The sequence below is a fragment of the Verrucosispora sp. CNZ293 genome (genome assembly GCF_002754655.1).
Genome location: NZ_PEFR01000001.1, coordinates 6,403,429 through 6,427,662, shown reverse-complemented (window position 1 = coordinate 6,427,662; position 24,234 = coordinate 6,403,429). Strand labels below are relative to the sequence as shown.

The following is a 24,234-nucleotide window of genomic DNA, read 5'->3' as shown; positions in this document are numbered from 1 at the left end:
TACCGGGTGCACCGGCACATCCCCTTCCGCCCAGGTCGCCGACTCACGACATGCGGCAAGTCGCGGTCTCCGGAGCCCGGGAAGGACCGACTTGCCGCATCCGACGACCGTCAACGGCGCAGCAGGCCCGAGCCGGGGAGCCGGCCGGCAGACCGGACAGCGTCGCCGGCAGGCAGACCCGGGCCGGGGAGCCGGCAGGCAGACCCCGGCCGGGGAGCCGTCAGGCGATGCAGGCGCAGACGATGAGCGCGGCGCCGAAGTGGCTGGCGGCGCTGACCCGGGCCACCGGGTGCGGCTCGTCGGCGCAGATGACCTCGCCGAGCTTGCCCGGCGTGATCAGATCCAGCACGAAGAAGGCCAACGCCATGATGCCGAGACCGATCAGCCCGAAGATCACCGTCGAGGCCAGCCCCTTGGCGAAGTCGCTGTAGCTGGTCAGGATCGCGGTGAAGACGATTCCGGCGACGCCGAGCTGGTTCGCGGCGAGCAGCAGCCCGGCGTTGGCATTGCGGCGTACCCAGATCAGATCCCGCAGTTTGCCCGGGGTGAGCAGGTCGACCAGGACGAAGCCGGCGGCCATCAGGCCCACTCCGACGACCCCGAACACCACGCTCTGCCAGGCTCCGCTGAGCAGGTCCTCCAGCACCGACTGCCTCCCGACGAGTCTCCGGCCGACGGACGCCGGCACGGTGATCGAGACGATAGCGGCACCTGGCAACGCCCGGCTGCCCGGCGGCGGGCCCGTCCCCACGCACCCGCCCAGAGCAGCGGCGGCAGCGACAGGCAGACCCGCCCGGAGCAGCGGCTACAGCGACAGGTAGTGCTGGCGCTCGTACGGGGTGACCTCGCGGCGGTACTGCTCCCACTCGGCCCGCTTGTTGCGCAGGAAGAAGTCGAAGACGTGCTCGCCGAGCACCTCGGCGACAAGTTCCGAACCCGCCATCACGTCGATCGCCTCGGACAGGTTCTCCGGCAGCGGCTCGTACCCCATCGCCCGCCGCTCGGCGCTGGTCAGCGCCCACACGTCGTCCTCGGCGCCCGGCGGCAGCTCGTACCCCTCCTCGATGCCCTTCATGCCGGCGCCGAGCAGCACCGCGAAGGCGAGGTACGGGTTGGCGGCCGAGTCGGGCGAACGGATCTCCACCCGGGCCGAGTTCGGCTTGCCGTACGCGGGGACCCGGACCAGCGCGGAGCGGTTCAGGTGCCCCCAGCAGACGTACGCGGGGCTCTCGGTGACCCGGTCCGGCAACGCCTGCGGGAACAGCCGCTTGTACGAGTTGACCCACTGGTTGGTGACGGCCGTGTATTCCCGGGCGTGGGTCAGCAGCCCGGCGATGAACGCCCGGGCCACCTTGGACAGCTTCATCGGGTCACTGGCGTCGTGGAACGCGTTGCGCTCCCCCTCGAACAGCGACAGGTGGGTGTGCATCCCGCTGCCCGGCTGGTCGGTGAACGGCTTCGGCATGAAGGTGGCCTGGACGCCTGTGGAGAGCGCGACCTCCTTCACCACGTGCCGGAAGGTCATGATGTTGTCGGCGGTGGTGAGCGCGTCCGCGTAGCGCAGGTCGATCTCCTGCTGGCCGGGGGCGACCTCGTGGTGGCTGAACTCCACCGAGATGCCGATCCGCTCCAGCGACAGCACCGCCTGGCGGCGGAAGTCCCGCGCCACCGCGTGGGTGGTGTGCTCGAAGTAGCCGCCGGTGTCCACCGGCACCGGCACGGTGCCGTCCATCGGCCCGTTCTCCAGCAGGAAGAACTCGATCTCGGGGTGGGTGTAGAAGGTGAAGCCCTTCTCCGCCGCCCGGGACAGCGCCCGACGCAGCACGTGGCGCGGGTCGGCCCAGGAGGGACCGCCGTCGGGCAACAGGATGTCGCAGAACATCCGGGCGCTCTCGCCGCTGACCCCACCCTCGAACGGGAAGACCTGGAAGGTGGTCGGGTCCGGCATGGCGACCATGTCCGACTCGAAGACCCGGGCGAACCCCTCGATGGCCGAGCCGTCGAAACCGATGCCTTCCTCGAAGGCGGCCTCAAGTTCGGCCGGGGCGACGGACACGCTCTTGAGCGTGCCCAGCACGTCGGTGAACCACAGCCGGACGAAACGGATGTCCCGCTCTTCCAGCGTACGGAGGACGAACTCCTGCTGACGGTCCACTTCCCCAACCTTCCGCGACACGCTCTGTCCGCCTTGGGTCGGACTCTGCCCGACCTGACCGACCAGTCTCCACCGACCCGATTACGCAGACGTTAACCGAACCCCGGCCGTTGCGTCCCGTCCAGTCCCGACCGGCGGTCCGGCCCGGTGGCTCTGCCCCACGCCGACGTGTCGACCTCGGGTCGCTGGGGCAAGATGAGGACATGCCCACCCTGCGTCTCGCGCTGTGCCAGGTCAACCCAAGTGTCGGTGACCTCACCGGCAACGCCGGTCTCGTCCGCGCGTGGACCCGCCGGGCCGCCGCCTCCGGCGCCCAGCTCGTCCTGTTCCCGGAGATGATGCTGACCGGGTACCCGGTGGAGGACCTGGTCTTCCGGCGCTCCTTCGTGGCCGCCTCCCAGGCGGCACTCGGCCGGCTCGCCGCCGATCTGGCCGCCGACGGCCTGGGTGAGCTGCCGGTCGTGGTGGGTTACCTCGACGCGGACGGGCCGCCGCAGGTGAGCGCGGACGCCGAGCCGGGTCGGGGGGCGCGCAACGCCGCCGCGCTGCTGCACCGCGGTGAGGTGGTCGCCACCTACTTCAAGCACCACCTGCCCAACTACGGCGTCTTCGACGAGGACCGCTACTTCGTGCCCGGCGACATGCTCACAGTGGTCCGGCTCGGTGGGGTGGACGTGGCGCTGACCATCTGCGAGGACCTGTGGCAGGCCGGGGGGCCGTTCGCCGCCGCCCGGCGGGCCGGCGTGGGGCTCGTGGTCAACATCAACGGCTCGCCGTACGAGCTGAACAAGGACGACCTGCGGCTTCCGGTGGTCCGTCGACGGGCCGCCGAGGCCGGTGCCACCATCGCGTACGTCAACATGATCGGCGGTCAGGACGAGCTGGTCTTCGAGGGCGACTCGATGGTCGTCGCGGCGGACGGGACGGTGCTGACCCGGGCCCCGCAGTTCGTCACCCACCTGCTCGTGCACGACGTGGACCTGCCCGCGGCCGACGAGACCACCGGCGGCGACGAGGTCGGCGACGGCGAGCAGCTCGCCGAAGGGCTGCGGGTGGTGCGTCGTACCGTCGGCGGGATCCCGCCCTCGCCCACCGGCCCGGCGGCGACCGGCGGCCTCATCGAGCCGGTGGCCGACGAGGCCGAGGTGTGGCAGGCGCTGGTGCTCGGCCTGCGGGACTACGTCGAGAAGAACCGCTTCCCCTCGGTGGTCCTCGGGCTCTCCGGCGGCATCGACTCGGCGGTGGTGGCGGCCATCGCCGTGGACGCCCTCGGCGGCGACCGGGTGGTCGGGGTCTCCCTGCCCAGCCAGCACTCCTCGGAGCACAGCCGTTCCGACGCGGCCGACCTGGCCAAGCGGACCGGCCTTGACTACCGGGTGGAGCCGATCCAGCCGATGGTGGACACCTTCCTGGCGAACCTGTCGCTGTCCGGGGTGGCGGTGGAGAACCTTCAGGCCCGGGTACGCGGCGTCATCCTGATGGCGTTGTCGAACCAGGAGGGCCACCTGGTGCTGACCACCGGCAACAAGAGCGAGCTGGCGGTGGGCTACTCGACCCTGTACGGCGACTCGGTCGGCGGCTTCAACCCGATCAAGGACGTGTGGAAGACCCTCGTCTGGCGGCTGGCCAAGTGGCGCAACGCGGAGGCGGCCCGGCTGGGCCTGACGCCGCCGATCCCGGAGAACTCGATAGGCAAGCCGCCGAGCGCCGAGCTGAGCCCGGGTCAGCTCGACAGCGACTCACTACCCGACTACGACGTACTCGATCCGATCCTGATCGGCTACATCGACGGCGACCTGGGCCGCGACGGCCTGGTCGCCGACGGCCATGACCCGGCCGTGGTGGACAAGGTGCTGCGGTTGGTGGATACCGCCGAGTACAAGCGCCGCCAATCGGCGCCGGGTACGAAGATCTCCATGAAGGCGTTCGGGCGGGACCGACGGCTGCCGATCACCAACCGGTGGCGCGAGGACGGCTGACCGGGCACCACGAGCGGCTGGCTCGTGATGCCGGGCCGGAGTGACATCCTCCACTGCGCCCTGCCGCCGACCGCCCGCACGGTGGGACGATCGCGGCAGAACCCGGGGACCGCGTACGCGGCCTCGAGGAAGGAGAACGTCATGGTTGAATCCACTCCGGCCGAGGTGACAGCCCTCTACGGCGGCCCGGCCACCCGTCGCGTCCGTACCCGCGACCTGCTCGCCGCCAAGGAGCGCGGCGAGAAATGGTCGATGCTCACCTCGTACGACCAGTACACGGCCTCGATCTTCGACGCCGCCGGGATCCCGGTGCTGCTGGTGGGCGACTCGGCGGCGAACAACGTGTTCGGCTACGAGACGACCCTGCCGGTGACCGCCGAGGAGCTGCTGCCGCTGGTCCGGTCGGTCGTCCGGGCCACCCGGCAGACCCTTGTCGTCGGTGACCTGCCCTTCGGGTCGTACGAGGAGGGTCCGACCCAGGCGCTGCGGACGGCCGTCCGGTTCATGAAGGAGGGCGGTTGCCACGCGGTGAAACTGGAGGGTGGCCAGCGCTATGCCGCGCAGATCGAGGCGATCGTCGGTGCCGGCATCCCGGTGATGGCGCACATCGGTTTCACCCCGCAGCGTGAGCACACGATCGGTGGCTACCGGGTGCAGGGCCGTGGGGAGACCGCCGACGAGGTACTTGCCGACGCGCGGGCGGTCGCCGCGGCGGGTGCCTTCGCGGTGGTGCTCGAAATGGTGCCCGGCGACGTCGCCAAGCGGGTCACCGCCGAGCTGCCGATCCCCACCGTGGGCATCGGCGCCGGCCCGGAAACCGACGCCCAGGTGCTCGTCTGGCAGGACATGGCGGGCCTGCGCACCGGCAAGGCACCACGCTTCGTGAAGCGCTACGCCGCCCTGGCCGACACCCTCGGCGAGGCCACCCGCCGCTTCGCCGACGAGGTCCGCTCCGGCCAGTTCCCCGCCCCCGAACACACCTTCTGACCCTCCCGCCGGTCTGTGGCAGCCCGGCCGTCGGTGACGGCTGGGCTGCCCATCGCCCGCCACGCCCGGCCGACCGTCAGCAGCCGGTCAGCGACAACGCCACAGCGGCAGCAACGAGCTCCCGTACGGCAGGAACCACTACAGCTGGTCACCAACAAACGGCTGGACGGTCAGGGCGGGCGGGTCGACCGCACGGCTCCGACCGGCGATCCCCACGGTGGTCATCGGCTCCGGTCGGGCCTGGACGCCCGCTGCAATGATGCGACCATGATCGATGACACCTCGGCTGGTCGGCGGTGGCGCTGGTGGGCGGCGCTCCGGCTCGGCCTCGTCGCACTGTGGCTGCTCGCGGCGGGGACGGCCTGGTGGACGGCGCCTCGGCAGCAGAGTTACGACCAGGCGCAGGCGGATCTGGTTGCCGGCCGGATCGTGGCCTACCAGTGGGGTGACCGGTGGGACACCAACCGGCGAACCCCGTGGTTCGGCGCGGCTGACCTGGAGTCCGCCGGCGCTCTCGGTCCGCTATTCGGGTGGCGTACGCCCGACGGTCGGGTCTGGTGGACCGACACCGTCAACTTCGAGCAGGTCGCGACCACCGGCACCGTCCACGAGGGGTCCTACGCCGGGCCGGGGGCGGTCGGCATCGCAGAGCAGTTGCGGGCCGCGGGTCTGGAGGGTCGCCGCGGCGTTCTCCAGCCGCTCGGGAAGGTAATCGCTGGAACGGGCCTCGCCGCTGCCGTGGTCATCATCGGTGTCCTGCTGACCGGGCCCACTCCGGTGCTGGGTACACGGTGGTTCTGGTTCTGGCTGGTCTGCCTCGTACCGTTCGGGCTCGGGCTCCTGTGGTGGTTGGCCCGGGAGCACCCCTGGGCGCACAGCGGCTCCCCGCACACCGGCCCACGTGAGCGCAGCCACGGTGCACTCGGTTTCGCTCTCGGCCTCCTCGCCGCGCTCCTGAGCAGCATGCTGTTGCTGGTACTCGGCCAACTTCTCGGCGACTGGTGGGTGCCGCGCCTGGACGCCGGATAGGGCGAGCGAAATTTCCCGAAAGCCGCTACGGTTCACGCTCGTGGATCGAGTTCGTGCTTCTTTTCTTGTCCTGGCCTGCGCCTCGCTGCTGACACTTACCGCCTGCGGTGGCGAGGAGGCGGCCCCGACGGCCGGAGCCTCACCGTCGGCCGTCGTACCGTCCGCCAGTGCCCCTTCCGCGTCGCCCACCCCGGCACCGCCCACCGCTGACGCAGCGGAAACGGTGAGCGACAAGAAGCTCTGCCAGTCGGCGAAGAAGGCCAGCGAGGAAATGAAGCGGAATCTCGTCTCCGCGCTGGGTTCCGGGAGCGAGCCGTCGCCGGCACTGTTCCAGAAGATCCTGTCCGGGTTGCAGAACGAGGTGACCCGGGTGGCGGCCACCGGCGCCACCGACAGCAAGGTGGTGGCCGCGTTGGAGAAGTTCGGCGCGGAGGCCGGCAAGGCCGCCAACGCCGCGGATCCGGCGACCGCCGCGGACAACCCGGCCTTCGAGAAGGCCGGCGCTTCCCTGAGCACGGCCTGCAAGTCGGCAGGCGTCAACGTCACCTTCTGACCGCCCGGACGCCCTCACCAAGGATCAGTGGCAGTTGCGGTAGCGGACACGCCGGCCGGCCAACACCTTTTCTGCCAACGATCCGCTCCTGGTTGGTGCAGTCACCGACGGTGACGGTGCCACGGCTCGGCGGGCTGGCAGGTGGGGCCGGGGTCACCGTAGACGACCGCGCCGGCCGGGTCGACGTAGCAGCGACCGAGCTTGTCGAACGGGGTGAACAGTGGTCGCCTGTCGAGCTCGACGCCGGCCCTGTCGTAGGCGACCAGCTCCGCCCCGCCGTCCTCGCTGACGCCCGCGCCGACGAGGCCGAACGCGCCACCCGCGACCCGGGCCGGCGTGATCGTGCCGTCGGCCTGCTGCAACACCACCCGGTGCACCCGGGCGCTCACCCGCCCGATCGCCACCACCTCGCCGCCGTCGGGGTCGGTCGAGGTGAGCAGGAGCCGTTGGACGGGGCCGGGCAGCCACGCCTTCCGCCAGGTCGGATCGTCGACGGAGGTCGCCGTGCCACCGGACCACGACTGGTGGGCCGGATCCCACAGATCACATGCGACGTAATGGTCGTCGGTGAGGAACATCAACGCAACGTGGTCGCCCTGTTCCACGGCGACCGCCAGGTCGGCGACGGTCGCCGACGCCCGGGCCGGCTCGTCACCGAGGGCCAGGCACCGCTCGGCGGACTGCCGCAGCGTCGGTGACAGTTCGTCCGGCCCGAAGGCCAGAAGCTGGACCCCCCGATCCGGATCGGGCCAGGTGACCACTGCGACCGTGGCGACCATCGCGGCGGCGACGAGTGCCACGGCGATGCGGCGACGGACCGGCGCAGGGCCGGGCACCGCCCGCATCTCCGTCATGAGTCGGGCCCGCATCCGGACCGTCCGCCCGGCCGGCAGGTCACGCTCGGCGGGCGGGTCGAGCAGCTCGTTCATCGGTCCTCCGGATCGTCGAGAAGTTGGCTGGCCAACCGGGCGCGCGCCCGGCTGACCCGGGAGCGAACCGAGCCTTCGCTGATGTCAAGCGCGACCGCCGCGTCGGCGTAGGACACACCGGACCACAGGCACAGCGCGACGGCTTCACGCTCGGCACGGGGCAGCTGGCGCACCGCCGCCAGGATCAGCCGCATCCGCCGCTCGTCGTCCACCCGCCCGGCCGCGTCCTCCGCGACGTCTCGTTCCGTACCGCGCTCAAGCGGTATCCGCCGCAGCAGCGCGCGCCAACGCCGCGCCGAGCGGGTCTCACCGCGCGCGGTGTTCGTGGTGATGACGAGCAGCCAGGGCAGTATCGAGCCGTCGACCAGGCGGGCGTCGTCGCGACGGCGCCAGGCGACCAGGAAGGCCGACTGGGTGACGTCCTCGGCCAGCGACCAGGAGCCGGTGAGCCGGAACGCATGGTTGTAAACGGTCCGCGCGTACCTGTCGAACAGCTGCGCGAACCGCACCTCGTCGCCGGCCACCGTCGCCGACCACAACTCCTGGTCGGTCGGCTCCATCTGGATCGTCACATCACCCTATGGCCGGCAGGCCCGGCGGCGTTGCGTCGACGGCGACGAGCGGGGTACGCGCGCTCAGAGGTCGGTGACCCGGACTCCCGCGTGTGCCTTGTAGCGCTTGTTGATGGCGATCAGGTTCGCGGTGAACGCCTCGATCTGGTGGGCGTTGCGCAGCCGTCCGGCGTAGATCCCACGCATGCCGGGAATGTGGGCGGCGAGCGCGCCGACGATGCCGACCAGCTCCCGCTCCTCGGTGCAGATCAGCACGTCCAGCTCGATGCGGTCGATCTCGGGGTCGGCCAGCAGCGGAGCGCTTACGTGGTTGAACGCGGCGCAGACCCGGGAGTCGGGCAGCAGCGCGGCGGCCTGCTGGACGGCGCTGCCCTCCGGCACCGGCAGCGCGTACGGGCCCTGCTTGTCGAAGCCGAGCGGGTTGACGCAGTCCACGACGATCTTGCCGGTGAGAGGTTCGGCGAGCGCGGCGACGGTGGCGGCGTGCCCGTCCCACGGCACCGCGATGATCACCACGTCGCTGCGCCGGGCCACCTCGTCGTTGTCGGCGCCGGTGACGCTGCCACCGGCCGGTACGCCGGGCAGCGCGGCGATCTCGGCGGCCGACTCGGCGGCCCGCTGCGCGGAACGGGAACCGATGAGCACCGTCAGGCCCGCCCGGGCGAACCGGTAGGCGAGCCCACGGCCCTGGTCGCCGGTGCCACCGATGATGCCGATGGTGAGCCCGGAAACGTCGGGCAGGGTGCTCGGGTCGTATGCCATGGTCGTCATCCTCGCAAATCCGCTGGCCCGGCAGCAGCGCCCGACGCTGTGACAATGCCCGCTGCGGCGGTCGCCGCGCCGGCCGAACCGGCAACACCGCTCGCGGCACGACAGCCGACGCAGCTTCGCGAAGCCGGGCGAACCGGCAATACAGTTCGCGACGTGAGGCCGGGGGTCAGGCTAGTTCGAAGGCGACCGAGCGGGTGGCCGGATCGGCGGCCGCCAGTCGGACCCGGACCCGGGTGCCGAGCGGCAGTTCACCGAGACAGCGGGCGCGTACCGGCGGGTCGTCCAGGGCCACAGTGCCGCCGGGCGGGCGGCCCGGACGGGCCTTGCCATTGGACGGCGTGTCGACGTCGAGCACGGCGGCGTCGAAGGTCTCGCCCACCCGGTGGGCCAGCAGCACCGCCTCGGCCAGGTCGATGGCGCCCCGGCTCGCGGCGGACGCGGCGCGGTCGGTGGCCGCCATCACCGAGGGCAGCCGGGGCAGCGCCGCGCGGGCCCAGTCGGGTACCTCACGGCCGTCGTGCAGGGCCAGGCAGATCTCCGTGGCGTACCGGTCGGCGAGTCGTCGCAGCGGCGCCGTGACATGGGCGTACGCGGCCGCGACCCCGCCGTGCGCCGGCTGCTCGGGCGACTCGCCGTCGAACGGGGTGTACGCGGCCGACCGCATCAGCTCGGCCGCCTGGTCGATGAACGCGGCGGCCCGGGGCTGCGCCGGATCCAGCCGGAGCAGCAGCTCGCCCACGCTCACGTCGTCCGGCCAGTGCACGCCCAGCGGGGTGGCGGCGGCCCGCAACCGCTGCACCGCCTCGGGCTTCGGCGCGGGCATGGTGCGCAGCAGGCCGATCCCACCGGCCAGCATCAGGTCGGCGGCGGCCATCCCGGTGAGCAGGGAGATCTGCGCGTTGTGCTCCTCCATCGGCACCGGTGCCCGTAGGACGAGCCGCCACCCGTCACCGTCGGGCTCCACGTCCTGTTCGGGGATCGGCAGGTTCACCGCTCCCCGGCGCAGCCCTCGGGCGGTGAGCAGCGCCCCGATCTCCGGTAGCAGGGCGATCGGCTCGGGTAACCGGCCCGCGTCGGCGTCGGCCTGCACCTGCGGATATGCCAGTTGGGCCCGGCTGCGGACCAGGGCGCGCTGCACCACCAGAGCTGTGGTGCCACCGTCGGCGTCCAGGTCGATGGTCCACAGCACGGCCGCCCGGTCGACGTCGGGCAGCAGGCTGGCCGCGCCCTCGCCGAGGGAGGGCGGGTGCAGCGGCACGTTGCCGTCGGGCAGGTAGACCGTCTGCCCCCGACGCCAGGTCTCGTCTTCCAGCACCCCGCCCGGGCGTACGTGGGCGGCGACGTCGGCTATCGCGTACCGCACCCGGTAGCCGCCGCCGACGCGGCGGCTGAGGTGCATCGCCTGGTCCAGGTCCCGCGAGCCGGGCGGGTCGATCGTGACCAGCGGGACGTCCGTGTGGTCGGCGGCCGGTCGGGGCGGCGCTGCGGCTGCCTCGTCGGCCTCCCGCTGCGCCGCCTCCGGGTAGACCTCGGGCAGGCCCAGTTCTCGGCGCAGCGCCCCGAAGTCGATGCGCGGTGCCAGGATTCGTCGGATGACCATGTGCCAATCCTGACAGCGCCGGACACGCGGCGCCCTCCTCCGAGCGACGGGACGTCGGCGTACGCCGGGTCAGCCGGCCGTCTTGCGCGCGGTGCTGCCGCGCCCGCTGGACGTGGCGCGCCCGGCCTTCTTCGCGGGTGCCTTCTTCGCGGCGGTCTTCGTCGCGGGAGCCCTCTTCGCGGCTGCCTTCTTCGCGGCGGTCTTCGTCGCGGGAGCCCTCTTCGCGGCTGCCTTCTTCGCAGGTGCCTTCTTCGCGGCGGTCTTCGTCGCGGGAGCCTTCCTGGCCGGCGCTTTCTTCGCCGCCGTGCGGGTCGCCGCAGTCGTGGTCTTCCGGGCCGGTGCCTTCTTGGCGGCGACCGTCTTCGCGGGCGACTTCTTCGCCGCCGTCCTCCGTGCCGTTGTCGACGTGCTCTTGCGTGCCGTCGCCTTCTTCACCGCCGACGTCGCGGTCTTCGCCGGCGCCTTCCGCGCCGCCGACGTGCTCCGGGTACCCGTCGCCTTCTTCGCGGGCGCGGTCTTGCGCGCCGGAGCCGCCTTTCTCGCCGACGCCGCCTTCTTCGCGGGCGCCTTCGCCGCCGCGGTCCGCGCGGACGTCACCTTCCTCGCCGGCGCCGCCTTCTTCGCGGGCGCCGTCTTGCGCGCGGGAGCCACCTTCTTCGCCGCTGTGGTCCGCGCCGAGGCCGCCTTCTTGGCGGGCGCCGTCTTGCGCGCCGGGGCCGCCTTCTTCGCGGCTGCCTTCTTCGCGGTTGCCTTCGCCGCCGTGCTGCGGGCGGCGGACGTCGCAGTCTTCGCGGTGGCCCGCTTCGTCGCGCTGGTGGTCCTGCCGGGGCCGGTCGCGGTACGCGCCGACGTCGAGGTGCTCCTCGGGGCGGGCGTCTTCGTCGGTGCGGCCTTCGCCGACACCGTCTTCTTCGCGGGGGCCGCCTTCTTGGCCGCGGCGGTCTTCCGCGCCAACGAGGCCGCCCTGGTCGGGGACGCGGTGGCGGCGCTCTTCGCCGCCGGAGTCCGCCCGGTCGCCTTACGGGCAGCCGGCGCGGTGCCGGACGCGCGCCGGGTGGACGGGGTACGGGCGAGGCCCGCGGTGCGTTCCGTCGCGGCGGTCTTCCTCGCGGGAGTACGCTTCGCGGCCGGGCGGGTGGCCTGTTGCGCTTCGGCCATCTCGGTTCCCTTCATGGGGACGTGCTGCCGCCCTCGCGACGCACGCAGTGCCTCGGCGCGGGAGGCATCCCACGCCGTCTACCTGTCCTCCCCGGTCCAGCGAGCGTCCTCGGCCTCCCACGCCTCGTTGCGTTCCCGCACCTGTTGCAGGGCGTTCTCCGCGTCGGCGGCCGAGTCGTACGGTCCGAGAACGTGCCGCGCGGGGCACACGTCGGCACCGGACTCGACCCGGTGGTGTCGCGTACACCAGTAGTAACGTCCACGTCCGCTGTCGCTCATGGCATCACTGTGCACCGGGAAACGACCGACCGCCACCGGAACACGGCAAGTCACCAGGCCCTTCCACAGTAGACGTGGTCCCTGGCCTGCGGGTCTGAACTGCGAAAATCGACGTCGCCGGCCCGGGTGCCGGCTCGAATCAGCAGGTTGGCTAAGGTCACCGGATGGGCGTACCGGACTACATCCTGCGGATGCGCAAGCACGTTGGCCACGACCTGCTCTGGCTACCGAGCGTGAGCGCGATCGTCCGCAATGACGCGGGTGAGCTACTGCTCGTCCAGCGGGCCGACGACGGTCGCTGGTCGGTGGTGAGCGGCTTCGTCGAGCCAGGTGAGCAGCCGGCCACCGCAGTCGTGCGCGAGGTGCTGGAGGAGACCGGCCTGGCGGTCGAACCGCTTCGGCTCAGCAGCGCGGTGTCGCACCCGCGCACGTACCCGAACGGCGACCGATGCGAGTACCTCAACCTCGGTTTCCACTGTCGGCTTCTGGGCGGCGAGGCACGCGTCAACGACGACGAGTCGCTGGACGTCCGGTGGTTCCCGCCGGGGCAGCTCCCGCACCTCGACGAGCACGCCCGGTTGGTCATCCGGCACGCCCTCGGTGGTGAGACCCCGGCGTTCTTCCTACCGGCCGGGACGCTGTGGGGCGAGCCCGGTGAGCTGGAGTACACCTGACCCGCTGCGGCGGTACCTGGTCGACCTGGTCTCGGTCGCCGACGAGGTGCTCGGTGCCGAGTTGTGCGGCGCGTACGCGGCGGGCTCGGTGGGCCTGGCCGCGTACCAACCCGGACGCAGCGACGTCGACGTGGCGCTGATCTGCGCCGGCTCGCTGGACCACGGGGTCGCCGAGGAGTTGGTGGCCCGGCTGCGGCACGAGGCACTGCCCTGCCCGGCGCGCGGCCTGGAACTTGTCGTGTACCGACGGGAGGTGGCCCGGTCCGGCACCCCGGAGCCGGGTTTCGAGGTCGAGCTGAACACCGGCGCACGCATGGACTTCCGGGTGTCGTACGGCCCGGCGCAGCGCCCGGGCGCGGACGGTCTGTTCTGGTACGGCCTGGACCGCAGCATCCTGCATCAGAGCGGGCAGGCCCTGCTCGGTCCGCCCGCCGCCGACGCCTTCGCGGACCTGGCCCCCGACGACCTGCGCCGGCTGATCCTGGATGCGCTGCGCTGGTGGTTGGCGCGACCGGCGCCCGCCGGCGAGGTGCCCGCGCCCGGCGCGGAGGACGCCGTCCTCGGTGCCTGCCGCTCCTGGGTACGTCTGCGCACCGGGGTGTGGCTGCCCAAGGTGGCCGCCGGCCGGCGGCTGTTGGACGAGGCCGGCCCGTTGGCCGACACCGGCACCATCGAGCTGGTCGAGCTGTCGATCGCCGCTCGCCACGGCGGAGTCCCACCCACCGGGGCGGCGGCCCGCGCCTTCCAGCGACGCGTCCTCGCCGACCTCGCCGGCTCGCCCGCCATCGGTGCGGAGTCGGACGAGCATCCGCCCAGGTAGCAGACGAACTCGTGCCGCTGGCATCAGCCGCTGCGGCGATTCCCGGCCGCCCCGCTGGTCACCCACCGTGGCCCGCTCAGCCTGTTCGCGCTGCACAGGATGCGGATCTGAGGTTGCGTGTGCGAGTCTCATCCGAGATTTCTTCACTGGGCGCTCGATCCCGGGCGCGGACATACAGCTCGTCAGCAGAACCTGGAGAGGCAGATGGCAAACCTCGACACCGCCCTGAAGGACGCCATGACGATCGACGGCGCGATCGGCGCCGCGCTCGTCGACTACACAAGCGGCATGACGCTCGGCGTCGCCGGTGGCACTCCGGAGATCGACCTCACCGTCGCCGCCGCCGGCAACACCGACGTGGTACGCGCCAAGATGCGCACCATCGAGATGCTCAAGCTGAACGACGACATCGAGGACATGCTCATCACCCTCGGCGGCCAGTACCACATCATCAGGCCGCTCACCGGCCCCAACGGCAAGGGCCTGTTCCTCTACCTGATGCTCAGCAAGACCCGGTCCAACCTGGCGCTCGCCCGGCACCAGCTGCGCACCATCGAGGAGCAGCTGGAACTGTGAGCACCGGCGACACCTTCCTCCCCCGCCGTACGGCGCAGCAGCCGACCCTCCCGCCCCCGGTGCGGCTCCCACCGTCGCTGGCCGGTGACCCGTCGCTGCCGTACCCGGCGATCGGCACCGAACTGCATGAGCTGCGTCTCCAGATCCCCGGGGTGCAGGGAAGTGTCCTCGGCGGAGTCGACGGCCTGCTCATCACCCACGACGTGCCCGACGGCCTGGACCCCGACGACCTGGCCGCGATGGCGGCGGCGACCTTCGGCCTCGGCCGCCAGGTCAGCCTCCGCCTCGGCCAGGGCGAATTCCGTCAGTCCACCGTCCGCAACGAGGCCGGCTACTTCGCCGTGTACGCCGTCGGCCCGCGCGCGCTGCTCTCCGTGGTCGGCGCCGACGCGATAAACGTGGCCCGCCTGCACCTGCACGCCCCACCGGTGGCCGAACGCCTCGCCAAGCTGCTGTCCCTGGACTGAGGCGACATGTCGCCGGTCGCGGGGTGGACCTCGGTCAGATGGCGCCGGTCGAGCCGTCGGTCAGCTCGCGCAGGATGTCGGCGTGGCCCGCGTGCCGGGCCGTCTCCTCGATCAGGTGCACCAGGATCCAGCGCAACGAAACCTCCCCAAGCTGCGGGTGGGGCACCACGTGGTCGAGCTCGAACCGGCCCGCCACCTCCCGGGACCAGGCGCACTCCGCCTCGTACGCCGCCGACAACCGCTCGACGGTGTCCCCCTCGGCCAACGCGAAGCTGGCCTCCGCATCCTCCTCGGAGGTGAGAACGACATCCCCCGGGCCGGGCGCGAGCAGACACCGGAACCAGTTCCGCTCCACAATCGTCAGGTGCTTGACCAGGCCGGCAAGGGTGGTCGCCGACGGCACCAGTCGGCGGGCGGCGTCGGCGTCGGAGATGCCCCGCAGCTTCCCCAGCACCACGGCGCGATGAAAATCGAGAAACGCGTCGAGCACTGTGCGTTCGTCGCCGGTGCTCGCCATCATCGCAGTGACCACATGGTCGGGGCGGCTCTCCACCATGCCCGGACCCTATCGGCAGCCCACCCGGCACCGCTGCCCCGTGAGCCGCCACCGGCGCACCCGTCCGCCGGCTGTCATCTGCGCCGCTTGATCCGTCGGTCACATCTGGTCGACCCGAGCAGACCACACCTACCATGTGCCGATGATCGATCAGGATCGACGACGCGTTCCCGTCCCGGTCGTCGCCGCCGCGATCACTTTTCTGCTGGGCATGGTCATCCAGGCCGCCCAGGTCAAGACGAGCACCGCGCCCGGGGCCACCGAGCCGAGGGCCACAATCTTCGCCGTGGGACTGATCCTTCTCTCCCTGGCCTTCGCGTACGGCCTGTGGCACCGGGTCGGACGGGCCCGCGTCCTGACGGCCGGCTTCGCCGCTCTCAACATCGCGTACGGCCTTGTGGAACTCCCCGACATCCATCCGCTGTCGGTGGTACGGATGCTGGCCTTCGCTGCCGTTGTCGGCTTGTTGCTGCTGCCCGCGTCGTCTCGACAATGGTTCCCACCCGGCACGTGAGCCGCCCCGACAGGTGAGTCGCCCCGGCACCGGTCCCCCGCCCGCGGCGTACCGCCTGGCCTCGGTCACGAGGATGCCGACGCGGCTCAGCCGCGCCTTCTCATCTCACGGAAGTGCGCGCGCACGCCTGCTCAGCCCTGACCTGCCAGACCCCGCCCCCCAGAGCCACGGGGTAGTCGATCTCGATGACCTGGCGATCGTCGGTCTCGACCGAGAACCGCATGGGCAGGAGCCCACTGTCGAACGCGGTCGCGCATTCGAAGCGCAGCTCGACATCGATCGGGCCGGTGTCACCGGGGCCCAGCAACTGGGACTCGCCGGTGTCACGGACCTGGGCACCCGGTCCCTGCCCGGTCGCCGTACGAACCGTCATCGGCGCCAGGCCGGCATTTGTCACTGCCAGTTGCCCGTCCATCTGAAGAACACCCGAGACGTCCGAACCCCCGCCAGCGATGGACAGGGGGACCGCCACGAGCGCGACCGAAGCATGTCGCTCCCGCTCCTCCCGCGAATCCCGTAGCTCGCTCACACCCAAGCCACCAAGCACCGCGCCGACCACGAAGGCAGCTACGAGCCGGACAGTCATCTGCCGTCTGGACAGGAGGCGGCCGGGCGCAGCCCGGCCGGCCGCCGTCGGCTGCCGGTCGTGCTCATCCAGGTCGATCACTTCACGCTCCGCCGACATGCTGCCAGCCTAGGGCGTTCCGGACAGGACGGTTGTCCGTCATGCCGCCACCTGCACGAGTCGACCTGTACGCCGGATCATCAGGCTCGGGGCGTTCGGGCTCTACGGATGCGCGGCACGTCGGCTGCTGAGCTGGCTGTCAGTCGTCGAACTCGAAGCCGCTCGCCTTGGCCTCCGAGACCAGCTGCCGCAAGCGTTCGCCGTCGGTCACGACCACGTTCATCCGGGCTGCCAGATCCTCCAGCGCGCTCCGATCGGTCCCGTAGGCGCAGAACATGCCAGCCTCGGGGTCATATGCGAACCGGCCTTCGAGCGTCGGAACCTCGGTGCTCACGAGAACCTGTGCGACGCCCTCCCAGAAGTACCCGTTGGGCTCGTGACCAAGCTCCCCGATCAGATTGTCGACTGGCGTGGTCCCCGCCTCCAGCAGCAGCGAATACTGCCCCGAAGTCGTCTCGATCAGCTTGAGCAAGGTCATCTGAGAAGCCTGACACCGTACGGTGGTCGGGGCAAGATCCGGCACCCGTGGTCACGCGCGCAGCCTGATACGCCCGAGCCGGCACCCAGGGCGTCTCCAGAGCGTCAGGCGTCGAACGCACCGACCAAATTAATCGACGCCCAACACAGGGTCAGCTCAAAGCCTTGATCGGGGCTCTGAGCTGGTGGGCGACGGACGAGTCGACCTGTACGCCGGATTCTGTGCGCGGCGCGCGCCTGGGGCGCGGCCGGCGGCGGCCATCCATCTCGGCCTGCCGTTGCCGGCAGGCTCATGCGGCCTACCCGCAGACATCGGGCGGGCCGCCCTCAAGCGTCTGCGCGGGCGTCATCCTGCGATGACGGCCCTTTCTTGGCCTTGCTCCGGGTGGGGTTTACCGAGCCACCCCGGTCACCCGGGATGCTGGTGGGCTCTTACCCCACCGTTTCACCCTTACCGTCCCCGATGGGGCCGGCGGTCTGTTTTCTGTGGCACTGTCCCGCGGGTCACCCCGGGTTGCCGTTAGCAACCACCCTGCCCTGTGGAGTCCGGACGTTCCTCGGCGGCGGGCCGGAGCCCACCGACGCGACCGCCCGGTCGACTCGTCCGTCGCGCACCCATCCTAACGACACCGGGTCCGCGCCTATTGCCACGCCCGCATCAGGGCGGACACCTGGCTCGCGCGGGTCATCTGCGGGCGGCCCTGACCCCGCTGACTGGCCAGGTCGACGGGCAGCCGGTGAACCGTGGCAGTAACGGTGGTTCCTGGGCGGCGTGTCGGCCACCTGCACTGCCACGGATCGTGCGGCACACCAGGCTGGAGCGCTTCGCGGACGGATAATGGCGCGGTGACGATGCCGCCGTTTCCCGAACCTACAGCGCCGGCCGAGGGGCGGGCCGAGGTGTTTCTGCGCTATCTCGATTATTTTCGGGAAGGCGTGCTGGTGAAGGTGGCCGGGTTGGCGGAGCAGGAGCGGCGGGGCAGTTTGCTGCCGTCCGGCTGGACCCCGCTGGAGTTGCTCAAGCACCTGCGCCATGTGGAGTTGCGCTGGATCGAGTGGGGTTTCCAGGGGCGCGACGTCGCCGACCCGTGGGGCGACTGGCGGGACGGTCGGTGGTACGTCGCGCCGGAGGAGAGTTTCGCGGAGCTGACGGCCGCGCTGCGGGCGCAGGGTGCCCACACCCGGGCGGTGGTCGAGGGTGCCGACCTGGCCGCGCGGGGGGCGCCGGGGCCGCGGTGGGACGGTGCGGATCCGGCGACGCTGGAGCGGGTCATGTTCCACCTGGTGCAGGAGTACGCCCGGCATCTGGGGCACCTCGACATCGTGGCTGAGCTGGCCGGCGGCCCGGTCGGGGAATAGCTCCGACCGGCTCGGTGTGCAGGACGTCGCACGGGGGCGGACGGCGGCGCGTGTCGCGGACGGCTAGCCTGCGGATCGTGGAAATCGCCGAAGCCGCGTTGCTGCTCGCCGCCGGTCTCGCCGCCGGCACGGTGAACGCGGTGGCCGGCGGTGGTTCGCTCATCACGTTTCCCGCGTTGCTCGCGATCGGGTTGCCGCCGGTGCCGGCGAACGTCACCAACTCGCTGTCGGTCGCCCCCGGATATCTCGCCGCCGTGGCGGGCAGTCGGATGGATCTGCCCCGGTCACGGTTGCTTGCCGCGTTGGTGCCCACCACCGTGGTCGGCGCGTTGGCCGGTGCCGGGCTGCTGCTGGTCACCCCGGCGCGGGCGTTCGAGTTGGTCGTACCCTTCCTGGTGCTGGGGGCGACCGCGCTGCTGGCGTTCCAGGATCCGCTGCGCCGGCTGGTCGGCCATCCGCGTGATCTGGGGCCGCGCCGCCGGGCCGTCACGGTCCAGGTGGTGGTGGCGTTGGCCGCGGTGTACGGCGGCTACTTCGGTGCCGCCGTCGGGGTGATGCTGGTCGCCGGCCTGGCCCTGGTACTTGACGCGACACTGGCCCGGGTCAGTGCGATCAAGAATCTGCTCTCCGCCGTGATCGGCCTGACCACAGTTGTCGTCTTCGCCATCGCCGGCCCGGTGAACTGGGCCGGCGTCGCGGTGGTCGCCCCGGCCACGCTGATCGGTGGGTACGTCGGTGCCCGCCTGGTCCGCCGGCTCCCCTCGGCGGTCCTGAAGACCATCATCGTCGCCTTCGGCACCATCATCGGCACCTACCTCCTCTGGCGCGCCCTCGCCTGAACCCGCGATCTTGCACTTCCTGACCCCGCAGATCGGACAAGAGTCACTTTTCGGCGACCAGAAGTGCAAGATCGACGCGGCGAGGCGGGGCGGGGCGGGGGCGGCGAGAGAGGGGGTTAGGGGGCGGGGAGGTGGGCGGTTTCGTTTATCGAGCGGACGGCTACGCCGCCGTCGGGCCAGCGGTCCAGCACCGAGACACCGGCCGCGTCGAGGTAGAGGCGGTGCAGGAAGGCGTCGGTGGCGGCGAGCGCGTCGCGCAGCATCAGCTTGATCGGCGAGACGTGCGAGACCACCACGACGGTCTGACCGGGGTACGCGTCGAGCAGGCGCCGGACCACCCGGTCGCACCGTTCGGCGACCGCGGCGAACGACTCGCCGTCCGGCGGGGCGACCCGGGTGGAGGCGAGCCAGGCGTCGAGTTCACCGGCCCAGCCCTCGCGTACCTCGGCGAAGGTACGTCCCTCCCAGGCGCCGAAGTCGCATTCGATGAGTTCGTCGTCGCGGCGTACCGGCAGGTCACCGAGGGCGGCGGCGATCGCCTCGGCGGTCGCCGTACACCGGGACAGCGGTGAGCTGAGCACGGCCACGGCGTCCGGGGCGAGCGCGGCCACCCGCGCGGCCGTGGCCCGTACCTGGGCCTGGCCCTTGCTGCTGAGGGGGATGTCGCCGCGACCGGAGTAGCGGCCCTGCTCGGTGTACTCGGTCTCGCCGTGCCGGACCAGGATCAGCCGGGTGGCGGTGAAGGTGGGTCGGGGCTCCCAGGACACCGGCGCGCTGGTCAGGTCGGCACCCGGCGACTCGGCGCGGGCGACGACCTCGGCAGCTCCGCCACCGGCGGGCTCCGGGCCACCGAGGCGGCGCGGTGGCTCGACCACCCGGGGCGGCTCAACGGTCGGCGTGGCGACGCCGGAGACGGCCGCGGCGTCCATGGCGGCGTTGGCGAGGGCGTCGGCGTGGGTGTTGCGTTCCCGTGGGATCCAGCTGAACCGTACGGCGGTGAACCGGCCGACAAGTTTGGCGGCCTCGGCGGCCAACGGGCGCAGCCCCGGGTGCTTGATCTGCCAGCGGCCACACATCTGCTCGACGACAAGTTTGGAGTCCATCCGGACCTCGACCTCGTCGGCACCCAGCTCGGCGGCGGCGGCCAGGCCGGCGATCAGGCCCCGGTACTCGGCGACGTTGTTGGTGGCGGTGCCGATCGCCTCGCTCCGCTCGGTCAGCACCTCTCCGGTCGCCGCGTCGCGGAGCACCGCCCCGTAACCGGCCGGCCCGGGGTTGCCCCGGGAGCCACCGTCGGCCTCGACCAGGACCGTACGCGTCGCCACCGGCTACAGCCCGGACTCGTTGGTACGGACCATGATCCGGCGGCAGTCCTCGCAGCGGACCACGTCGTCCGGGTCGGTCTTGCGGATCCGGGCCAGGTCGGCGCCGGAGAGGTCCAGCCGGCACCCGCCGCAGCGGCCGGCGGTCAGCAGTGCCGCGCCGAGCCCGGTGTCGGCGCGGATCCGGTCGTAGAGCTGCACCAGGTCGGCGGGCAGGTCGTTGGCGAGGGGCTGCCGGGCGGAGCGCTTGAACTCCTCCTCGCGACCGATCTCCGCGAGGCTGTCGTCGCGCCGCTGCTCGGTGGCGGCCCGCCGTTCCCGTACCTCGGTCAGCCGCTGTTCCACGCCGTCCAGCACCGACTGGGCGGTCTCCCGCTGTTCCATCAGCTCCAGCTCGGCGTCCTCCAGGTCGCTCTGCCGGCGGTTGAGGGAGGCCAACTCGTGCTGGAGCGCCTCCAGCTCGCGGGCCGGGCCGGTGCCGGCGGCCAGCCGGTCCTCGTCCTTGGTCTTGCGTGCCCGGACCTGGTCCACGTCCCGCTCCAGCCGGGCGATGTCCCGGTCCAGGTCGTCGACCGCCACCTGGGCGCGGACCCGTTCGTCCTCCAGGGCGGACAGCTCCCGGGCTAGGGCCTCCAACTCGGTGCGCTCAGGCAACGACCGACGTTTGTGGGCGAGCTGGGCGAGGGCGGTGTCGATCGCCTGGAGATCGAGCAGGCGGCGCTGGACCTGGGGGTCAGCCTTCACGGTCGGGCTCCTTGTCGTCCGCTGCGGGGTTCGTCCGGCGCGGGTTCGTCCGGATGCGGTGAGGCGGCGTGCACGGTCCACGGGTCGGTGTCCAGGTCGGACACCACGGTCTCGACGCCGGGTGCGGCCCGCAGCAGCGCCGCGAGGTCGTCCAGCCACGGCCGTTCGGTGGCCCAGTGGGTGGCGTCGAGCAGCGCCGGCCCGCCGGTGGCGAGGTGCTCGCCGGTCGGGTGGTGGCGCAGGTCCGAGGTGAGGTAGGCGTCCACCCCGGCGGCGATGGCGTCGGCCAGGAAACTGTCCCCGGCGCCACCGCAGACCGCCAGGGTACGCACCGTGCGGTCCGGGTCGCCCGCGGCGCGCACCCCGACGGCGGTGGCCGGCAGTACGGCGGCGGCCCGGCGGGCCAGCTCGGCCAGGGTCAGCGGCTGCGGTAGCCGGCCGATCCGACCGGCCCCTCGCCCCTGCCCGGCGGCAGGGCTGTGGGGGCGGGCCGGGTGCAGTGGGCGCAGGTCGAGCAGGCCGAGCCGGGCGGCGAGGGCGTCGGAGACGCCCGGCACCGCCACGTCGGCGTTCGTGTGCGCGACGTACAGCGCGACATCGGCCTTGATCAGTTGGTGGACGATGCGGCCCTTGTAGGTCGTCGGCGCCACCGACGACACCCCACGCAGCAGCAGCGGGTGATGGGCGATGATCATGTCGGCGCCCACGTCGAGCGCCTCCGCGACCGTCTCGGGGACCACGTCCACGACGCAGAGGATCCGGCGGACGGGGGCGGACGGCTCACCGAGCACCAGGCCGACCCGGTCCCACTCCTCGGCCCAGGCCGGCGGGTAGTGCCGCGCCACCTCGGCCACCACGTCGGCGACTGTTGGTACGGCTGCGGTTGTGCTCACGGCCGGTGAGCTTACCGGCGTCAGGGCCGCTACCGGACGTCACCCGGCCACACGTGGGCGGGCCGGCGGCCCGACCCGGGAGGCGTGGACCGGCGTGGGCGGGTGCCGGTCCACGGCGTGCGGACGCCGTGGGCCCGGCCACGGACCTTCGCCGCGGCCGGGCCGTACCTGCTCCGGCTGTCGGAAACGCCTCCCGTACCCGGACCGGAGGCTTCGACTGTGGGATGCCGCTCAACCGGTCCGGCAGAGGCGGTCGCGGACGGCGGTCAGGGGCAGTGCCCACGGGAAGGCGTGCTGGTGCCGTTCTCCTGTCCCCGGTGGGTGCAGCGGGAAGACGTCATCGCCGAAGAGCACCCCCACCCCCCATTCGGAGAGTCGGGCCAGGCCGGCCCGGAAGGCAGGGTGGGCGGCCATCGCCGCATTCGTGTACGGCACGGCCACCAGCGGTATCCCCCGGCCCTGCGCCTCCACCAGCAGCCCCAGGGCTAGGGTGTCCGCGATGCCGGCCACCCACTTGTTCACCGTGTTGACAGTGGCCGGGCAGACGATCATGGCGTCGGCGGTGGGTAGCACGTCGGGGTCGCCTGGATTCTTGTAGTGCGTGCGTACCGGGTGGCCGGTCTGCCGGGCCAGCGCGGTGCGGTCGACGAACTTGGCACCGTCGGGCGTGGTGATCACGCAGACGTCCCAGCCGTCCTGTTGGGCCAGGTCGACGAGCCGGCCCACGTCTCGGGCCAGTGGCGAGCCACAGGCGATGATGTAGAGCACCTGGCGGTGCCCGTCGTGGCGGTGCGAACCGGTCATGCCGGCTCCGAGGTCATACTCCTACTCCCATGTGCTCAGCCAACTCCGCGATCGGAGAAGGCGGCGCACCACGTGTGCGACGAAGGATGTCCGACATCACCTCGTGGGCGATCGGGCGGCAGCGGATCTCGGACGGTGCCAGCCGGTCACCGCGCAACAGCATCTCGCCGGCATTTGCCACGTCACCGATCAGCGCGAAGCCCCGGGCCAGGTCGAGCAGGTGGTGCGCCCGGCGTTCGGGCAGCATCGCGTCGAACGGCGCGGGCTGGATCTTCTGCCGGTGCACCTCGACGGCCCGACCGCCGTCGCCCAGCTCGACGGCGGCCGCCGCCCGGTGCAGCTCCACGTTCGTCGGCCCGAACGAGGTCCAGTAGTGGTTGTGGTCGCCGCCCAGCTCGACGGCGGCCGCGTGGGCACCGTTGAGCAGATCCTCCACGGTGGCGGTGTCACCGATCCGGGAGGCCGCCATCGCGCCCTGAAGCAGCAGCATCCCGTAGACGGAGAGACGCTCGGGTCGGCTGTCGTTACCACCGCCCGGCGCGAGCTGGTTGGCGATCCGTACGTTCAGTTCCAGCGCCGGCCGGGGCCGGCCCATCGCCACCAGGGCGTTGCAGACCCGGGTGGTGGCGACACCGGCGAGCAGCTGGTCGTCGGCGCGTTGCGCCACGGCGATGGAACGGTCGGCGGCGAGCCAGGCGAGGTCGCACTCGCCCAGCTTGCGCAGCACCGAGGAGGCGAGCTGGTAGACCTGCCCGAGCAGGTGGGCGGCGCGCTGGGCCTGGTCGCCGCCGTACGCGGCGTCGGCCGCCTGGGCGTCGCGGAGCAGCTTCGGCAGAGCCCGGGTGAGCATCCCGTAGCGGCCGTACTGGTAGGTCAGCCAGGCGTGGGTGACCGCCTTGCCCATGTCGGCAAGCGGCGGTGGGCTCGGCGCCGCGTCGAAGTACGCGCTGATCGAGTCGTAGCGCTCCAGGGCGGCCCGGATCTCCTCGACCTCGAACTGGTCGATGCAGTTGAGCGCGTCGGTGCGTCGCTCCGGATCCTTGCCGAGCAGCAGTTGCACGTCCATCTGGAGGATGTCGGCGATCTCGTAGAGCACGGAGAACTTGTCCAGTCGCCGCACGCCCCGCTCGACCTTGTCGACCCAGCTTTTCGACTTGCCCAACCGGTCGGCGAAAACCTGCTGCGACATCTTTCGTCGGCCACGCCAGTAGGCCACCCGCCGCCCGATGGGTAGTTCGTCCATCTCCCCAGTCCTCCCCTTGCTGGAGCCCTGGCCAGGGGCCGGGGGCCGTTCCGTGGGCGCGGCGATCCGTTCGTGTCTCCAGGTTTCCGCTGGTCGCACAGGAGGTGCGTCAGCCGTCCGGCCGAACCTCGTACTTTTCGTGCAAGTTGCATCGGCCACTTTGTCAAACAAACGATGACGGGCTACGGCAGTGACGGGTTTCGACGTACGAGCTGACGCCGGTCGGGCGCGGCGAGGGGAGATGGCACC

At 71.7% G+C, this 24,234-nt stretch carries 26 protein-coding genes and 1 other RNA gene; 12 read left to right on the top strand and 15 right to left on the bottom strand.

Annotated elements, in window-relative coordinates:
* Positions 1-220: 220 nt before the first annotated feature.
* Both CLT74_RS29390 and glnA read right to left on the bottom strand, forming a co-directional pair.
* On the bottom strand, positions 221-646 hold the full coding sequence (locus tag CLT74_RS29390) for a DUF350 domain-containing protein (protein ID WP_099850791.1): 426 nt from the start codon (positions 644-646) through the stop codon (positions 221-223).
* Positions 647-805: 159 nt separating this feature from the next.
* Entirely contained in the window at positions 806-2,155 is a 1,350-nt protein-coding gene (gene glnA, locus CLT74_RS29385; RefSeq protein WP_099850789.1) for a type I glutamate--ammonia ligase, read from the bottom strand.
* A gap of 203 nt (positions 2,156-2,358) precedes the next feature.
* On the opposite strand from glnA, the gene CLT74_RS29380 reads away from it, so the two are divergent.
* The 4 genes from CLT74_RS29380 (at position 2,359) to CLT74_RS29365 (ending at position 6,703) form a co-directional block, all read left to right on the top strand.
* Positions 2,359-4,134, top strand: coding sequence for an NAD+ synthase (locus CLT74_RS29380; RefSeq protein WP_099850787.1), 1,776 nt, complete (start codon positions 2,359-2,361; stop codon positions 4,132-4,134).
* Between the two features lie 141 nt (positions 4,135-4,275).
* Complete coding sequence (gene panB, locus CLT74_RS29375) at positions 4,276-5,121, top strand: 3-methyl-2-oxobutanoate hydroxymethyltransferase (RefSeq protein WP_099853371.1); 846 nt, start codon at positions 4,276-4,278, stop codon at positions 5,119-5,121.
* Between the two features lie 267 nt (positions 5,122-5,388).
* Positions 5,389-6,150, top strand: a complete 762-nt coding sequence (locus CLT74_RS29370) for a hypothetical protein (protein ID WP_099853367.1) — start codon at positions 5,389-5,391, stop codon at positions 6,148-6,150.
* Between the two features lie 223 nt (positions 6,151-6,373).
* Positions 6,374-6,703, top strand: a complete 330-nt coding sequence (locus CLT74_RS29365; protein WP_099850785.1) for a hypothetical protein — start codon at positions 6,374-6,376, stop codon at positions 6,701-6,703.
* Positions 6,704-6,804: 101 nt separating this feature from the next.
* Here the strand turns inward: CLT74_RS29365 and CLT74_RS29360 are convergent, their stop codons facing one another.
* The 4 genes from CLT74_RS29360 to CLT74_RS29345 all read right to left on the bottom strand — a co-directional run bounded on the left by CLT74_RS29360 (position 6,805) and on the right by CLT74_RS29345 (position 10,575).
* Entirely contained in the window at positions 6,805-7,632 is an 828-nt protein-coding gene (locus CLT74_RS29360; protein WP_099850783.1) for a hypothetical protein, read from the bottom strand.
* Positions 7,629-8,204, bottom strand: a complete 576-nt coding sequence (locus CLT74_RS29355) for an RNA polymerase sigma factor (protein ID WP_099850781.1) — start codon at positions 8,202-8,204, stop codon at positions 7,629-7,631. Before CLT74_RS29355 ends, CLT74_RS29360 begins: the two co-directional genes overlap by 4 nt.
* 63 nt (positions 8,205-8,267) lie before the next feature.
* The gene (npdG, locus tag CLT74_RS29350; protein WP_099853361.1) at positions 8,268-8,966 is read right to left on the bottom strand and encodes an NADPH-dependent F420 reductase; all 699 of its coding nucleotides are present in this window, start codon (positions 8,964-8,966) and stop codon (positions 8,268-8,270) included.
* A 175-nt stretch (positions 8,967-9,141) separates the two neighbouring features.
* Positions 9,142-10,575, bottom strand: coding sequence for an RNB domain-containing ribonuclease (locus tag CLT74_RS29345; RefSeq protein ID WP_099850779.1), 1,434 nt, complete (start codon positions 10,573-10,575; stop codon positions 9,142-9,144).
* Positions 10,576-10,657: 82 nt separating this feature from the next.
* On the opposite strand from CLT74_RS29345, the gene CLT74_RS30960 reads away from it, so the two are divergent.
* From CLT74_RS30960 to CLT74_RS29315, 5 genes are all read left to right on the top strand, one after another.
* The gene (locus CLT74_RS30960; RefSeq protein WP_199172283.1) at positions 10,658-11,986 is read left to right on the top strand and encodes a hypothetical protein; all 1,329 of its coding nucleotides are present in this window, start codon (positions 10,658-10,660) and stop codon (positions 11,984-11,986) included.
* 190 nt (positions 11,987-12,176) lie between these two features.
* Entirely contained in the window at positions 12,177-12,686 is a 510-nt protein-coding gene (locus CLT74_RS29330) for an NUDIX hydrolase (RefSeq protein WP_099850772.1), read from the top strand.
* Positions 12,667-13,506: a nucleotidyltransferase gene (locus tag CLT74_RS29325; RefSeq protein ID WP_099850770.1), complete on the top strand. Its 840-nt coding sequence runs from the start codon at positions 12,667-12,669 to the stop codon at positions 13,504-13,506. The genes CLT74_RS29330 and CLT74_RS29325 overlap by 20 nt, the downstream gene beginning before the upstream one ends.
* Before the next feature lie 204 nt (positions 13,507-13,710).
* A complete protein-coding gene (locus tag CLT74_RS29320) occupies positions 13,711-14,082 on the top strand; it encodes a roadblock/LC7 domain-containing protein (protein WP_099850768.1) in 372 nt (123 codons plus the stop codon).
* Positions 14,079-14,549, top strand: coding sequence for a roadblock/LC7 domain-containing protein (locus CLT74_RS29315; RefSeq protein WP_099850766.1), 471 nt, complete (start codon positions 14,079-14,081; stop codon positions 14,547-14,549). Before CLT74_RS29320 ends, CLT74_RS29315 begins: the two co-directional genes overlap by 4 nt.
* Positions 14,550-14,583: 34 nt before the next feature.
* On the opposite strand, the gene CLT74_RS29310 is transcribed toward CLT74_RS29315, so the two are convergent.
* On the bottom strand, positions 14,584-15,069 hold the full coding sequence (locus tag CLT74_RS29310) for a DinB family protein (RefSeq protein ID WP_099853358.1): 486 nt from the start codon (positions 15,067-15,069) through the stop codon (positions 14,584-14,586).
* 178 nt (positions 15,070-15,247) lie between these two features.
* On the opposite strand from CLT74_RS29310, the gene CLT74_RS29305 reads away from it, so the two are divergent.
* The gene (locus tag CLT74_RS29305; RefSeq protein WP_143697220.1) at positions 15,248-15,619 is read left to right on the top strand and encodes a hypothetical protein; all 372 of its coding nucleotides are present in this window, start codon (positions 15,248-15,250) and stop codon (positions 15,617-15,619) included.
* A gap of 100 nt (positions 15,620-15,719) precedes the next feature.
* Here the strand turns inward: CLT74_RS29305 and CLT74_RS29300 are convergent, their stop codons facing one another.
* From CLT74_RS29300 to rnpB, 3 genes are all read right to left on the bottom strand, one after another.
* Positions 15,720-16,304 carry a hypothetical protein gene (locus tag CLT74_RS29300; RefSeq protein WP_099850762.1) on the bottom strand — a complete coding sequence of 195 codons (585 nt, stop codon included), beginning with the start codon at positions 16,302-16,304 and terminating at the stop codon, positions 15,720-15,722.
* Between the two features lie 139 nt (positions 16,305-16,443).
* Positions 16,444-16,782, bottom strand: coding sequence for an immunity 51 family protein (locus CLT74_RS29295; RefSeq protein ID WP_099850760.1), 339 nt, complete (start codon positions 16,780-16,782; stop codon positions 16,444-16,446).
* Positions 16,783-16,974: 192 nt separating this feature from the next.
* Positions 16,975-17,384, bottom strand: an RNA gene (rnpB, locus tag CLT74_RS29290) — RNase P RNA component class A.
* 249 nt (positions 17,385-17,633) lie between these two features.
* Between rnpB and CLT74_RS29285 the strand changes: the two genes are divergently transcribed.
* Positions 17,634-18,140: a DinB family protein gene (locus CLT74_RS29285; RefSeq protein ID WP_486582781.1), complete on the top strand. Its 507-nt coding sequence runs from the start codon at positions 17,634-17,636 to the stop codon at positions 18,138-18,140.
* Between the two features lie 77 nt (positions 18,141-18,217).
* A complete protein-coding gene (locus CLT74_RS29280; protein WP_099850756.1) occupies positions 18,218-18,979 on the top strand; it encodes a sulfite exporter TauE/SafE family protein in 762 nt (253 codons plus the stop codon).
* Between the two features lie 116 nt (positions 18,980-19,095).
* Here CLT74_RS29280 and CLT74_RS29275 read toward each other — a convergent pair whose 3' ends face one another.
* From CLT74_RS29275 to CLT74_RS29255, 5 genes are all read right to left on the bottom strand, one after another.
* Complete coding sequence (locus tag CLT74_RS29275) at positions 19,096-20,304, bottom strand: bifunctional RNase H/acid phosphatase (protein WP_099850753.1); 1,209 nt, start codon at positions 20,302-20,304, stop codon at positions 19,096-19,098.
* Between the two features lie 3 nt (positions 20,305-20,307).
* Positions 20,308-21,045, bottom strand: coding sequence for a CT398-like coiled coil hairpin domain-containing protein (locus tag CLT74_RS29270; RefSeq protein ID WP_099850751.1), 738 nt, complete (start codon positions 21,043-21,045; stop codon positions 20,308-20,310).
* Positions 21,042-21,938, bottom strand: a complete 897-nt coding sequence (locus CLT74_RS29265) for a Nif3-like dinuclear metal center hexameric protein (protein WP_099850748.1) — start codon at positions 21,936-21,938, stop codon at positions 21,042-21,044. The genes CLT74_RS29270 and CLT74_RS29265 overlap by 4 nt, the downstream gene beginning before the upstream one ends.
* A gap of 231 nt (positions 21,939-22,169) precedes the next feature.
* On the bottom strand, positions 22,170-22,742 hold the full coding sequence (locus CLT74_RS29260; protein WP_099850746.1) for a flavoprotein: 573 nt from the start codon (positions 22,740-22,742) through the stop codon (positions 22,170-22,172).
* A 13-nt stretch (positions 22,743-22,755) separates the two neighbouring features.
* Complete coding sequence (locus tag CLT74_RS29255; RefSeq protein ID WP_099850745.1) at positions 22,756-23,985, bottom strand: helix-turn-helix domain-containing protein; 1,230 nt, start codon at positions 23,983-23,985, stop codon at positions 22,756-22,758.
* Positions 23,986-24,234: the final 249 nt, after the last annotated feature.